Origin of the sequence: Lysobacter sp. GX 14042, assembly GCF_021390425.1 — a bacterium.
Taxonomy (GTDB): Bacteria; Pseudomonadota; Gammaproteobacteria; order Xanthomonadales; family Xanthomonadaceae; genus Novilysobacter.
Map to the genome: position 1 here is coordinate 356,679 of NZ_JAJUWY010000001.1, position 13,356 is coordinate 370,034.

The window sequence follows — 13,356 nt, forward strand, 5'->3', positions numbered from 1 at the left end:
GTGGGTCAGGCATTGTCTGTCAGGCGTCGTTCGAGCGGGGCATCGGTGCCGGCGATCACGGCGCCCCCGAGGCATTCTTCGGCGTCGTACAGCACCACCGACTGGCCAGGGGTGACGGCGCGCTGCGGCCGGTCGAAGCGGACCAGCAGGCTGCCGTCGCCATCGACCCGGACCTCGCAGGCCTGGTCACGCTGGCGGTAGCGGGTCTGGGCGGTGCAGGTGAAGCGGGTGCCCGGGGGTGCCCCGGCCACCCAGTGTGCCGGTTCCGAGCGCAGCGTGGTCGACTGCAGCCAAGGCGAGTCGTGTCCCTGGTCGACGTAGAGGATGTTCGAGCGCACGTCCTTGCCGACCACGTACCACGGTTCCGGGCGGAAGCCGCGGCGGCCGCCGATCTCCAACCCGCCGCGCTGGCCGAGGGTGAAATGGAACACGCCCGGGTGCTCGCCGACCGGCTCGCCCGCGGGGGTGTGGATCGGACCGGGCCGGGCCGGCAGGTAGCGGCCCAGGAACTCGCGGAAGTCGCGCTCGCCGATGAAGCAGATGCCGGTGGAATCCTTCTTCGCCGCGGTCGGCAGGCCGGCCTGGCGGGCGATGGCGCGGACCTCGTCCTTGACCAGCCCACCCAGCGGGAAGCGGGTCGCGGCCAGCTGCTGCTGGCCCAGCTGGTGGAGGAAATAGCTCTGGTCCTTGGCCGCGTCCAGCGCACGCAACAGGCGGTACTTGCCGTCGACCCGGTCGATGCGGGCGTAGTGCCCGGTGGCGATCGCCCCGGCCCCCAGGGCGTGCGCGGCGTCGAGGAAATGGCGGAACTTGATCTCGCGGTTGCACAGCACGTCCGGGTTCGGCGTGCGCCCGGCCGCGTACTCGGCCAGGAAGTGCTCGAACACGCCGTCCCAGTACTCGCGGGAAAAGTCACGGAAGTGCAGGCGCAGTCCGAGCAGGCCACAGACCGCGACCGCGTCGCGGCGGTCGTCCTCGGCGCGGCAGTCGCCGCTGCCGTCGTCGGCCCAGTTCTGCATGAACAGCGCTTCGACCGGTTCGCCGGCCCGCTTCAGCAGCAGCGCGGCCACCGACGAATCGACCCCACCGGACACGCCGACGATGGTGGAGGGTGCCCCGGCCATCCTCAGTCGACCTGCCGCAGCAGTTCCAGCGGCTGCCGGCGGCCCGCCAGGTAATCGGCCACGACTTCCCAAACCAGCGGGCTGCGGTGCTCGCCCGCGCGTTCGCGCAGCTGGTCCGGGCTCAGCCAGAGCGCGCGCACGATGCCGCTGTCCAGCGGCCGCGCCGGATCGTGGTGGGTGGGCTCGCCGATGAAGCCGAAGCGCAGGTAATGGCGGGCGGGACGCTCGGGCAGGGCGGGCGAGGTCCACTGGTAGGCGCCGAGGAAGGCGGTGAGGCGGACGTCCCAGCCGGTCTCCTCGAGTGCCTCGCGGATCGCGGCCTCCATCAGGCTTTCGTCGGGCTCCAGGTGGCCCGCCGGCTGGTTCAGCACCTGCCGGCCGTGCACGATCTCCTCGACCATCAACAGCTGGCCGTCGCGCACCACCACGGTGGCCACGGTGACGTCCGGCTGCCAGAACCGGCCCTGGCGGTAGCTCACGTGTGGACTCGTCCTCGCCGCGAATCGGCAAACACCCATTCTGCCGAGCCGGGACCGGTCGCGTCCATCACCGCGGCCGGCCCGCCGCCTATAATCCGGCCCATGCCGAACCACCCGCACGACCCCCAGCGCGACCATGACCACGGCCACGGCGTCGCGGTCGAGGTCGACCGGCCGAAACTGCAGCCCCCGCCGATGTACTCGGTGATCCTGCTCAACGACGACTACACCCCGATGGACTTCGTGGTCGAGGTGCTGCTGCGCTTCTTCCCGATGACCGCCGAGAAGGCGACCCAGGTCATGCTCCACGTGCACACCCGCGGCCGCGCCGTTTGCGGGGTATTCACGCGGGAGGTGGCCGAATCGAAGGTGGCGCAGGTCAACGAGTACGCCCGACTCAACCAGCACCCGCTCCTGTGCACCATGGAGAGGGCCTGACCGGCGCCACGCAGCAACCCGGTCCTTGAACGGGGTCGAAACAGGACGGCCCGGACCATGCAGCGCCAGGCATGGAGAACCGTTCCCGGCACCCCCACATCGTGGTGCAGTAGTTTGCGGAGGCAATCCAACTCCATGTTCAGCAAGGATCTCGAATACAGCATCGGCCAGTGCTACAAGCGCGCCCGCGATGCGCGCCACGAGTACATGACGGTCGAGCACCTGTTGTTGGCGCTGCTTGAGAACCCCTCGGCAGAGGGCGTGCTCAAGGCCTGCGGCGCCGACTTCCCGCGGCTGCGCGGCGAGCTGGAACAGGCCGTGGCCACGTCGGTCTCGGTGCTGCCGGACGACGTCGACCGCGACACCCAGCCCACCCTGGGCTTCCAGCGCGTGCTGCAGCGCGCCGTCTACCACGTGCAGTCCTCGGGCAAGAAGGAGGTCACCGGCGCGAACGTGCTGGTGGCGATCTTCGGCGAAAAGGACTCGCATGCGGTCTACTTCCTCAACCAGCAGGACATCGCCCGGCTCGACGTGGTGAACTACCTCTCCCACGGGGTCGCCCGACAGGGCGAGTCCGGGCACGGCGCGGCGGAAGCCGACGCGCAGCCCGCCGAGGGCGGGGAGGGCAAGTCCGATCCGCTGACCGAGTTCGCCGTCAACCTCAACGAGCGTGCCCGGGAGGGGAAGATCGACCCGCTGGTCGGCCGCGGCGACGAGGTCGAGCGCACCATCCAGGTGCTCTGCCGCCGGCGCAAGAACAACCCGCTGTACGTCGGCGATGCCGGCGTCGGCAAGACCGCGATCGCCGAAGGGCTGGCCAAGCGCATCGTCGACGGCGAGGTGCCCGGGGTGCTGGCCGACACCACCATCTACGCTTTGGACCTGGGCGCGCTGGTGGCCGGCACCAAGTACCGCGGCGACTTCGAGAAGCGCCTCAAGGGCGTGCTGGCGCAGCTGAAGAAGGTCGACGGCGCGGTGCTGTTCATCGACGAGATCCACACCATCATCGGTGCCGGCTCAGCGTCGGGCGGCACCATGGACGCCTCCAACCTGCTCAAGCCGGCGCTGTCGTCGGGCGAGTTGCGCTGCATCGGCTCGACCACCTTCCAGGAGTACCGCGGCATCTTCGAGAAGGACCGGGCGCTGGCCCGGCGCTTCCAGAAGATCGACATCGTCGAGCCGACCGTGGCCGAGGCGGTGGACATCCTGCGCGGGCTGAAGGGCAAGTACGAGACCCATCACAGCGTCGCCTACGACGACGAGGCGCTGCAGGCGGCGGTCGACCTGTCGGTCAAGCACATCGCCGACCGGCTGCTGCCGGACAAGGCGATCGACGTGATCGACGAGGCCGGCGCGCGCCAGCGGCTGCTGCCGGAAGACAAGCGCAAGGCCCGCATCGACGTCGAGGAGGTCGAGCAGGTGATCGCCAAGATGGCGCGGATCCCGGCCAAGCAGGTGTCGGCCAACGACAAGGACGTGCTGCGAAACCTCGAGCGCAACCTGAAGATGGTCATCTTCGGCCAGGACCCCGCGATCGGGCAGCTCGCCTCGGCGATCAAGCTCTCCCGCTCCGGCCTGGGCAGCCCCGACAAGCCGATCGGCAACTTCCTGTTCGCCGGCCCCACCGGGGTGGGCAAGACCGAGGTCACCCGCCAGCTGGCCCTGCAGCTGGGCATCGAGCTGGTGCGCTTCGACATGTCCGAGTACATGGAGCCGCACTCGGTCAGCCGCCTGATCGGCGCGCCCCCGGGCTACGTCGGCTTCGACCAGGGCGGCCTGCTGACCGAGAAGATCGTCAAGACCCCCCACTGCGTGCTGCTGCTGGACGAGGTGGAGAAGGCCCATCCGGACATCTTCAACATCCTGCTGCAGGTGATGGACCGCGGCACCCTGACCGACACCAACGGGCGGGAGGCGAACTTCCGCAACGTGATCCTGGTGATGACCACCAACGCGGGCGCTACCCAGGCTTCGCGGCGGACGATCGGGTTCACCAGGCAGGACCACAGCACCGACGCCATGGAGGCGATCCGCAAGGGCTTCACCCCGGAGTTCCGCAACCGCCTGGACGCGATCGTGCAGTTCCAGCCGCTGGGCTTCGAGCACATCCTGCGGGTGGTCGACAAGTTCCTGATCGAGCTGGAAACCCAGTTGCAGGAGAAGGACGTGGCGCTGTCGGCGACCGCCGCGGCCCGCGAATGGCTGGCCCGCAACGGCTTCGACCCGCAGATGGGCGCGCGTCCCATGGCCCGCGTGATCCAGGAGAAGATCAAGCGCCCGCTTGCCGACGAGGTCCTGTTCGGCAAGCTGATGGACGGCGGCAAGGTCACCGTGGACGTGCGCGACGACGAACTGGTGATCGAGACCGAAGGCACCTGCCAGCACCCGGAGCCGGTCACCGCGGGCTAGGCGGGCACGCGCCCGCGAACACGCCCCGCAAACGAAAAAGGCAGCCATCGGCTGCCTTTTTCCTTCAATGACCTGTCGCCATCACTTCATGCGATAGGTGATGCGTCCCTTGGTCAGGTCATACGGGGTCATCTCGACCTTGACCTTGTCCCCGGTGAGGATGCGGATGTAGTGCTTGCGCATGCGGCCGGAAATGTGGGCGATGATCTCGTGCCCGTTCTCGAGGCGCACGCGGAACATGGTGTTCGGAAGGGTCTCCGCCACCGTGCCCTCGAATTCGATCACGTCATCTTTTGCCATGTGTACCCTGGTTCGCATGCGGCGGCTGGATTGCCACCGGGAAAGCGGCCAATTGTGCCACGTGGCGGCGCATCAGGCAAAAGCAGCCGGGAAGGCGGTTCAGCCGCGCACCGGCGCAAGCGCGTGGGCCTCGATGCGGCCGAAGCGCCGGGTCCACGAACCCGGTGCGCCGGGGCACGCCGTCAGTTCACGCACCGCGTCCAGGAAGCGCGCCCGCGGCCAGGACTGCGCGCCCAGGCTGCGCAGGTGGGGATTGTCGAGCTGGGCATCGATCAGCGGCCAGTTCCAGTCGCGCAGGCGCATCGCCAAGGCACCGAGCGCCGCGCGCGAGCCGCCCGACGCCAGGCTGACCATGCTCTCGCCGAAGAACATCCGTCCCACCGCCACGCCGTAGATTCCGCCGACCAGCCCGCCCGTGGAGCTCCATACCTCGACCGAGTGGGCGTGGCCGAGGGCATGCAGCCGCCGATAGGCCCGGTGCATCTGCGCGGTGATCCAGGTGCCCTCCTGTCCGGGGCGCGGCGCGGTGGCACAGGCGGTGATGACCTCGTCGAATGCCGTGTCCGCGGTGGCCACCCAGCCGGAGCCACGCAGCTGCCGGCGGAAGCGCGACGGCATCCGGACCGCATTGGTGGTGAACACCGTCCGTGGGTCGGGCGACCACCACAGCAGGGGCTGGCCGTCGGAGTACCAGGGGAAGATCCCGCTGGCGTAGGCCCTGAGCAGGCGCGCAGGTTCCAGGTCGCCACCGATGGCGAGCAGCCCGTCGGGTTCGCGCAACGCCAGCGACGGGTCGGGGAAGGGCGCGGCCGGGTCCGCCGGCAGCCGGGCCAGGCGCAGGCTCATCCTGCGGGCCCTTGCCGCGCCAGCCGTCCGTGCCGGTAGGGCGAGCGCGACTGCAACACTTTCTCCAACTCCAGGACCGAGGCGGCCTCGTCCCGGCACCATGCACCAATGGCGGCATCGAAGGCCGGTTCGGCGATCCAGTGATGGCTGCGGACCCGTGCCGGCAGGAAGCCGCGGGCGATCTTGTGCTCGCCCTGCGCGCCGGGCTCGAAGCGCGACAGGCCTTCACGCAGGCAGTACTCGATGCCCTGGTAGTAGCAGGTTTCGAAATGCAGGCCCGGCAGGTCGATGGCGCTGCCCCAGTAGCGGCCGTACAGCGTGTCGGCGCCGCGCAGGCACAGCGCACCGGCGACCGGCACGCCGCCGTGGTCGGCGAGGATCACCACCAGCGAGCGGGGCTGGGTGCGGGCCAGGTGGCGCAGGAACCCGAGGGTCAGTGCCGGATGGTTGCCGTACTCGGAGAAGGTCTGCAGGTAGAAGCCGTGCATCGCGGCGAGGTCCTCGTCGGCCGCCTCGTCCCCATGCAACACGCGGAAGCCGATCCCGACAGCGGCGAGTCTCGCCCGCTCCTGGCGGATGTTCTTCCGCGCCCGGTTGCCGAGCGCGCCGAGGAAGTCCCCGAACCCGCCCCAGCCATCGACGTTGCGCCAGTGGTACTGCAGGTCCAGGCGCTCGTGCCAGCCATCCCCGAATGCCGCCGTCTCGCCGGCCTGATGGAAGTTGACGTGCGCCGAGGACAGCCCCTCCGTCCGGCACAGGACCTCGACCGCCTCGACCAGCGCCGCGCGGCCTTCCGCATCCGGCGCCAGCAGCCGCGGGCCGGTCACGGGCGAGTAGGGCACCGCGCCCAGCCACTTCGGGAAGTAATCGCGCCCGTGGCGGGCAAAGGCGTGGGCCCACGCATGGTCGAACACGAACTCGCCGTGGGAGTTGTGCTTCAGGTAGCCGGGCGCCGCCGCCACCAGCCGCGTCCCATCCCACAGGGTGAGGTGCCGCGGCTGCCACCCCCATTCGGGGCGCACGCAGCCGCAGGCCTCCAGCCCCGACAGGAAGGCGTGGCTGACGAACGGGTCGCGCCCGTCGTGCAGGCGGTCCCAGTCGGCCGGATCGACCGTCCGCAGGTCGCGGACGATCCGCGGCTCAGCTTTCCAGGTCGAGGAACTTCTCCGCATCCAGCGCCGCCATGCAGCCGAAACCGGCCGAGGTGATGGCCTGCCGGTAGACCTGGTCGGCCACGTCGCCGGCCGCGAACACCCCGGGCACCGAGGTCTGGGTCGCGCCGCCGGCCAGGCCGGAGCGGATCTGCAGGTAGCCGCCGTCCATCTCCAGCTGGCCTTCGAACAACGAGGTGTTCGGGGTGTGGCCGATCGCCACGAAGAAGCCGTTGACCGCGATCTCGCGGCTGCCGCCGTCCTGGGTCGAGCGCAGGCGCATGCCGTTCACGCCGTTGTCGTCGCCCAGCACTTCCTCGACCACGTGGTTCCAGACCAGCTCCACCTTCCCGGCCTCGGCCTTGGCGAACAGCTTGTCCTGCATGATCTTCTCCGCCCGCAGGCTGTCACGGCGGTGCACCAGGTAGACCTTGCGGGCCAGGTTGGACAGGTACAGCGCTTCTTCGACCGCGGTGTTGCCACCACCGACGACCGCGACCTCCTGGTCCTTGTAGAAGAACCCGTCGCAGGTGGCGCAGGCCGACACGCCCCGGCCCATGTAGGTCTGCTCGGACTCCAGGCCCAGGTACTTGGCGCTGGCCCCGGTGGCGATGATCAGCGAATCGCAGGTGTACTCGCCGCTGTCGCCGGTCAGGCGGAACGGGCGGCGCGAAAGGTCGGCGGTGTGGACGTGGTCGAACACCACCTCGGTGTCGAAGCGCTCGGCGTGCGCCTGCATGCGGGCCATCAGGTCCGGTCCCATCAGGCCGTGGGCATCGCCGGGCCAGTTGTCCACCTCGGTGGTGGTCATCAGCTGCCCGCCCATCTGCAGGCCGGTAATCACCAACGGCTTGAGGTTGGCGCGGGCGGCGTAGACGGCGGCGGTCCAGCCGGCCGGGCCGGAACCGAGGATGATGACGCGGGAGTGCTTGCTCGGGCTCATTGCTATGATTCGACGCTCGTGGGGCGCCGCCCAGCGGCGGCAAGGGGCCGCCTCGGCGGCCATCGGATGGGCATAGCTTGGCGACCGCACCCGGGCCGCACAAGGCGACGGCAACGGATGCAGCATTCCGCCACGTGGCCGGCCACGGCGGATTCGACCAGACACGAGACGTGCGACAACCTGGCATTCCCCGTATATTCAACAGCTAACCGCAACCGGCTAAGGCAATACATCAAGTGGCGCAAGCCCCCTCCGCCTCCCGCAGGAAGAAACCGGCGTCCGCCGGCGAGGCCACCTCGCCGCGCCGCCAGCGCCTGCTGCGTGACATCGCGCTGATCCTGATCGCGCCGTTCCTGCTGTACCTGCTGGTCTGCCTGGCGACGTATTCACCGTCCGATCCGGGCTGGTCGCAGTCGGGCAGCGTCGCCACGCCGCTGCACAACCGCGGCGGACCGGTCGGCGCCTGGCTGGCCGACGTGCTGCTGCATCTTTTCGGCTACGTCGCATTCCTGTTGCCGCTCGTGCTGGGCGCCATTGCCTGGATTGCGCTGTTCCGCATGGACCCGGAGCGCGGGGGAGAGGAAGGGCAATTCGGTCCTGCGCTGCGCTTAGTGGGGCTTGTCGGGTTTGTGGTTTCGTCGACGGGCTTGCTGCAGCTACGGATCGGAGCGGTGGAGGGCCTGCGCGGTGGCGGTGGGGGCGTCCTCGGGTATCAGGTGGGGAGCGCACTGCATGGAGCCTTCGGCCCGGTCGGCGGCAACCTGTTCCTGCTGGCACTGCTGCTGGCCTCGATCACACTCGCCACCGGCATTTCCTGGTTCGCGGTCATGGACCGGCTCGGACACTGGGTGCTCGCGCTCGGGCCGGTGCTCGAAAAGCTCCTGCGCCGCAGCAGCCGCGAGGCCAGCCAGTGGAAGCAGTCACGGGCGATGCGCGGCCAGCGCGAGGAGGTACGCAAGGTCGACAGCGAGCAGCGGGCCAAGCGCGCCCCGGTCCGCATCGAGCCGCCGCCGGCGCCCACCGTCGAGAAGAGCGAGCGTGCCCGGCGCGAGCAGCAGATCCCGCTGTTCCACGTCGGCGATGGCAGCGGCATTCCCCCGCTGGCATTGCTGGACGATCCCAAGCCACAGCCGCAGGGCTACAGCCAGGAGACCCTGGAAACCCTGTCGCGGCAGATCGAGTTCAAGCTGCGCGACTTCCGGATCGAAGCCACGGTCGTCGGCGCCTATCCCGGCCCGGTGATCACCCGTTTCGAGATCGAGCCGGCGCCCGGGGTGAAGGTCAGCCAGATCAGCTCGCTGGACAAGGACATCGCCCGGGGACTGAGCGTCAAGGCCGTCCGCGTGGTCGACGTGATCCCCGGCAAGTCGGTCATCGGCCTGGAGATCCCCAACACCCAGCGCGAGATGATCTACCTGTCCGAGCTGCTGCGCTCGCGCGAGTACGACAAGGTCGCCAGCCCGCTGACCCTGGCGCTGGGCAAGGACATCGCCGGCCGCTCGACGGTGGCCGACCTGGCCCGCATGCCGCACCTGCTGGTCGCCGGCACCACCGGTTCGGGCAAGTCGGTCGCGGTCAACGCGATGGTCCTGAGCCTGCTGTACAAGGCCTCGGCCAAGGACGTGCGGATGCTGATGATCGACCCGAAGATGCTCGAGCTGAGCGTCTACGAGGGCATCCCGCACCTGCTGGCGCCGGTGGTCACCGACATGAAGGAGGCCGCCAACGGCCTGCGCTGGTGCGTGGCGGAGATGGAACGCCGCTACAAGCTGATGAGCGCGGTCGGGGTGCGCAACCTCTCGGGCTTCAACAAGAAGGTCAAGGAGGCCGCCGACGGCGGCCAGCCGATGACCGATCCGCTGTTCAAGCCCAACCCGGAGGTCGAGGAAGCCCCGCCGACGCTGGAGCCGCTGCCGCACATCGTCGTGATCATCGACGAGTTCGCCGACATGATGATGATCGTCGGCAAGAAGGTGGAGGAGCTGATCGCGCGGCTGGCGCAGAAGGCCCGCGCCGCCGGCATCCACCTGATCCTGGCCACCCAGCGGCCCTCGGTGGACGTGATCACCGGCCTGATCAAGGCCAACATCCCGACCCGCATCGCTTTCCAGGTCTCCAGCAAGATCGACTCGCGCACCATCCTCGACCAGTCCGGTGCCGAAACCCTGCTCGGCCACGGCGACATGCTCTACCTCCCGCCCGGGACCGCGATGCCCGAGCGGGTGCACGGCGCCTTCGTATCCGACGAGGAAGTCCACCGGGTGGTGGAGCACCTCAAGGAAGTCAGCGGCAAGCCCGACTACATCGAGGGCGTGCTGGAGGAGGTCCAGAGCATGGGCGACGGGGTGGTCGTGGGCGCCAACGGCCTGCCCGAAAGCACCAGCGACGGCGACGAGTCCGATCCGCTCTACGACGATGCGGTCCGGGTGGTCACCGAAACCCGCCGCGCTTCGATTTCCGGCGTCCAGCGGCGGTTGAAGATCGGCTACAACCGGGCCGCGCGCCTGGTCGAGGCCATGGAGGCCGCCGGCGTGGTCTCCCCGCCCGAGCACAACGGCGACCGCACCGTGCTCGCGCCGCCGCCGCCGAGGGACTGAGCATCCCGGGTGCGGCCTTGCCTCGCCGCGCGGGCATTTCGTGAGTGCGCGTTCAGCCATCGCGCGACACACTCCGCACATTGCCCGAAGGGGCCTGGCCGCCGCACAACCGGAGACCGAAACGCATGATCCGAACCAAGTCCAAGACCCTGCGCTGGGGCACCGGCCTGCTGCTGGCGACCGCCGTGGCCGGCTCCGCCTTCGCGGGCGCGCGCGACCGGCTCGATGCCTTCACCACCGGCCTGAAGGGGCTGGACGGCAGCTTCAGCCAGCAGGTGTACGACGCTCGCGGCGAGTTGCGCGAGACCTCCGCCGGAACCGTCCAGCTGTCCGTGCCGAGCCTGTTCCGCTGGGAGTACACCGCGCCGTATCCGCAACTGATCGTCGCCGATGGCGAGAAGGTCTGGATCCATGAGCCCGACCTGGAGCAGGTCAGCGTCCGCCCGCAGGGCGCCGAGGAAGCCAACAGCCCCCTTGCCGCGCTGGTGGACCCGGGCCAGCTCGAGCGCCGCTACAACCTCGCCGAGCAGGCGGGTGCCGATGGCCTGGAATGGCTGCGCCTGACCCCGAAGAGCGAGGACGGCAGCTTCAGCAGCGCCCGGCTCGGGTTCCAGGGTGACCAGCTGGCGCAGATGGAGCTGGTCGACGCCGTGGGCCAGCGGACGGTCATCAGCTTCCAGCACTGGACCCGCAATCCCGGTTTCGCGGCCGGAACCTTCACCTACACCCCGCCGCCGGGCGTGGACGTCATCGGCGAGCCCTGAGGAGCATCCCTGCGGGGCGGGCAAATCAAAACCGTTCAGTTTCAGTGACTTGGGATCACGGGGCTTGCACGTACCCCTACCCAGAATGATCACCCGGCGGCCCGAGGGCCGCTTTGTTTCCCCGGGGTGATCCGATGAGCCGCCAACTGCAATCCCTTTCCCTGATGGCCGCCCTGGTGGCTGCGGGCGGGTGGGCAGCCAGCCTTCCCGCCGGGCAACCCGAACCCGGGGAAACCGCGATCGGGGCCGCCGCACTGGCCGGTCCCGAAGCGCGGGCGGAAGGCGCCCAGGCAATCGATGGCGCCACTGCCGCGGCGGTGATCGGGGCGATCACCACCCGCTTCGGCGAGCAGGACGTCGGCGTGAAGCTGGACCGGATCGCGATGGAGCCGGCAAGCATCCGCGACCGCACCGTGAGCGGCGAGGGCAGGGTGCGCCTCGGCGAGTCGGATGAGTGGATTCCGTTCCGCTTCCAGGCGCTGTACGACACCCAGACCACCGCGGTGGTCTCGCCGGTGCTCGAGCTGGGGCCGGACCGGACTGATTTCGAGGCGGTGGCGCCCGGTTCCAACGTCGCCCGCGCACTGGACAGCCGCGTGGACCAGGCGCTGGGCGCCGAGTTCCCGATGCAGCCGGTGCGATGGAACGCCGACCAGGTCCGCGTTGCCCCGCTTGCCGGCTCACTGGTCAAGGTGCAGGCCACCGGGACTGCCGACTTCGATGTCGAAGGCCTGACCGATGCCCGCGTCGATGCGCTGTATGACCTCGAAAGTGGCCGCTGGCTGAGCGTCGATTATGAGCTCGGCGCCAGCGCCAACCTGATCGACGAGGCCACCCGGCCCGAAGCGGTGGCCACGCGCTGATATACCGGCCCCGGCTTGCTATCGTGGCACGCCCCGTTTTCGCCATCCCACGCCTTGAGCCGCACCCGCACGCCTGACTCCACTCCCGACCTGCTCGACCGCGAGGACGAGGCGCTCAAGCCCCTTGCCGAACGCATGCGGCCGCGCACGATCGATGAAATGGTCGGCCAGCAACGGCTGCTGGCCCCGGGCTCGGCGCTGCGCCGGGCGGTGGAATCCGGCCGCATCCATTCGATGATCCTCTGGGGGCCTCCGGGGTGCGGCAAGACCACCCTGGCCCTGTTGCTGGCCCGCTACGCGGAAGCCGAATTCCGCGCCATCTCCGCCGTGCTCTCCGGCCTGCCCGAGGTCCGCTCCGTGCTCGCCGAGGCGGCGGCCCGCTTTGCCGAGGGCCGGCGGACCGTGCTGTTCGTCGACGAGGTGCACCGGTTCAACAAGGTGCAGCAGGACGCGTTCCTGCCACATATCGAACGCGGGAGCATCGTCTTCGTCGGCGCCACCACCGAGAACCCCTCGTTCGAACTGAACTCCGCGCTGCTCTCGCGCTGCCGCGTACACGTGATGGAGGCGGTGTCGGCCGCCGACATCGGCACCAGCCTGCGTCGGGCGCTGGAGGACAGCGGACGCGGCCTGGGCGGCCACGGCCTGCGGGTGCCCGACGACCTGCTGGCGCAGATCGCCTCGGCGGCCGACGGCGACGTCCGGCGCGCACTGACCCTGCTGGAGATAGCCGCCGAACTGGCCGGGGAGGAGGGTGGAACGGTCACCGAAGACACCCTGGTCCAGGTCCTGGCCGACCGTACCCGCCGCTTCGACAAGGGCGGCGAGCAGTTCTACGACCAGATCTCGGCCCTGCACAAGTCGGTCCGCAGCTCCAATCCCGACGCGGCGCTGTACTGGTTCGCGCGGATGCTGGACGGCGGCGCCGACCCGGCCTACCTCGCGCGCCGGCTGACCCGCATGGCGACCGAGGACATCGGCCTGGCCGACCCCCGCGCCCAGACCATGGCGCTGGACGCCTGGGACACCTTCGAGCGCCTGGGCAGCCCGGAGGGCGAGCTGGCACTGGCCCAACTGGTGCTCTACCTGGCCAGCACCGCCAAGTCGAACGCCGCCTACGTGGCCTGGAAGGCGGCGCGCCGGGACGTGCGCGAGCACGGCACCCAGGAGGTGCCGATGCACCTGCGCAACGCCCCGACCAAGTTGATGAAGCAGCTGGGCTACTCGAAGGGCTACCAGTACGACCACGACGCCGCCGGCGGCGTGGCGCTGGACCAGACCGGGTTCCCGGATGCGATGGGCGAGCAGGTCTATTACCAGCCAGTGGAGCGGGGGATGGAGATCAAGCTCAAGCAGAAGCTCGATGCGCTGCGCGGGGCCCGTGAACGGGCGCGCAAGGCGCCAGGCCACCAGGGCACCTGAGCCGAACGACGAAAAAGCCC

The 13,356-nt window shown here is 69.6% G+C and carries 12 protein-coding genes; 6 read left to right on the forward strand and 6 right to left on the reverse strand.

Annotated features, from left to right (window positions below; genetic code table 11):
• Nucleotides 1-5: 5 nt before the first annotated feature.
• The gene (gene mnmA / locus LY625_RS01635) at nt 6-1,124 is read right to left on the reverse strand and encodes a tRNA 2-thiouridine(34) synthase MnmA (RefSeq protein WP_233737258.1); all 1,119 of its coding nucleotides are present in this window, start codon (nt 1,122-1,124) and stop codon (nt 6-8) included.
• Nucleotides 1,125-1,126: 2 nt separating this feature from the next.
• The gene (locus LY625_RS01640; RefSeq protein ID WP_233737259.1) at nt 1,127-1,603 is read right to left on the reverse strand and encodes an NUDIX hydrolase; all 477 of its coding nucleotides are present in this window, start codon (nt 1,601-1,603) and stop codon (nt 1,127-1,129) included.
• A 102-nt stretch (nt 1,604-1,705) separates the two neighbouring features.
• On the opposite strand from LY625_RS01640, the gene clpS reads away from it, so the two are divergent.
• Both clpS and clpA read left to right on the forward strand, forming a co-directional pair.
• Complete coding sequence (gene clpS / locus LY625_RS01645; RefSeq protein ID WP_233737260.1) at nt 1,706-2,041, forward strand: ATP-dependent Clp protease adapter ClpS; 336 nt, start codon at nt 1,706-1,708, stop codon at nt 2,039-2,041.
• Nucleotides 2,042-2,176: 135 nt separating this feature from the next.
• Nucleotides 2,177-4,450 (forward strand): ATP-dependent Clp protease ATP-binding subunit ClpA, encoded by a 2,274-nt coding sequence (gene clpA, locus LY625_RS01650; RefSeq protein WP_233737261.1) that lies wholly within the window; start codon nt 2,177-2,179, stop codon nt 4,448-4,450.
• Nucleotides 4,451-4,531: 81 nt separating this feature from the next.
• Here clpA and infA read toward each other — a convergent pair whose 3' ends face one another.
• The 4 genes from infA to trxB all read right to left on the reverse strand — a co-directional run bounded on the left by infA (nt 4,532) and on the right by trxB (nt 7,690).
• Nucleotides 4,532-4,750, reverse strand: coding sequence for a translation initiation factor IF-1 (gene infA / locus LY625_RS01655; RefSeq protein WP_233737262.1), 219 nt, complete (start codon nt 4,748-4,750; stop codon nt 4,532-4,534).
• A gap of 99 nt (nt 4,751-4,849) precedes the next feature.
• Nucleotides 4,850-5,596 (reverse strand): leucyl/phenylalanyl-tRNA--protein transferase, encoded by a 747-nt coding sequence (gene aat / locus LY625_RS01660; RefSeq protein WP_233737263.1) that lies wholly within the window; start codon nt 5,594-5,596, stop codon nt 4,850-4,852.
• Nucleotides 5,593-6,768, reverse strand: coding sequence for a GNAT family N-acetyltransferase (locus LY625_RS01665; RefSeq protein WP_233737264.1), 1,176 nt, complete (start codon nt 6,766-6,768; stop codon nt 5,593-5,595). The genes aat and LY625_RS01665 overlap by 4 nt, the downstream gene beginning before the upstream one ends.
• The gene (gene trxB, locus LY625_RS01670) at nt 6,737-7,690 is read right to left on the reverse strand and encodes a thioredoxin-disulfide reductase (protein WP_233737265.1); all 954 of its coding nucleotides are present in this window, start codon (nt 7,688-7,690) and stop codon (nt 6,737-6,739) included. The genes LY625_RS01665 and trxB overlap by 32 nt, the downstream gene beginning before the upstream one ends.
• A 227-nt stretch (nt 7,691-7,917) precedes the next feature.
• On the opposite strand from trxB, the gene LY625_RS01675 reads away from it, so the two are divergent.
• The 4 genes from LY625_RS01675 to LY625_RS01690 all read left to right on the forward strand — a co-directional run bounded on the left by LY625_RS01675 (nt 7,918) and on the right by LY625_RS01690 (nt 13,336).
• A complete protein-coding gene (locus LY625_RS01675; RefSeq protein WP_233737558.1) occupies nt 7,918-10,287 on the forward strand; it encodes a DNA translocase FtsK in 2,370 nt (789 codons plus the stop codon).
• A gap of 125 nt (nt 10,288-10,412) precedes the next feature.
• Nucleotides 10,413-11,051 carry an outer membrane lipoprotein chaperone LolA gene (gene lolA, locus LY625_RS01680; RefSeq protein ID WP_233737266.1) on the forward strand — a complete coding sequence of 213 codons (639 nt, stop codon included), beginning with the start codon at nt 10,413-10,415 and terminating at the stop codon, nt 11,049-11,051.
• A 134-nt stretch (nt 11,052-11,185) separates the two neighbouring features.
• Entirely contained in the window at nt 11,186-11,914 is a 729-nt protein-coding gene (locus tag LY625_RS01685) for a hypothetical protein (RefSeq protein ID WP_233737267.1), read from the forward strand.
• A gap of 54 nt (nt 11,915-11,968) precedes the next feature.
• Nucleotides 11,969-13,336: a replication-associated recombination protein A gene (locus LY625_RS01690; protein WP_233737268.1), complete on the forward strand. Its 1,368-nt coding sequence runs from the start codon at nt 11,969-11,971 to the stop codon at nt 13,334-13,336.
• Nucleotides 13,337-13,356 lie beyond the last annotated feature (20 nt).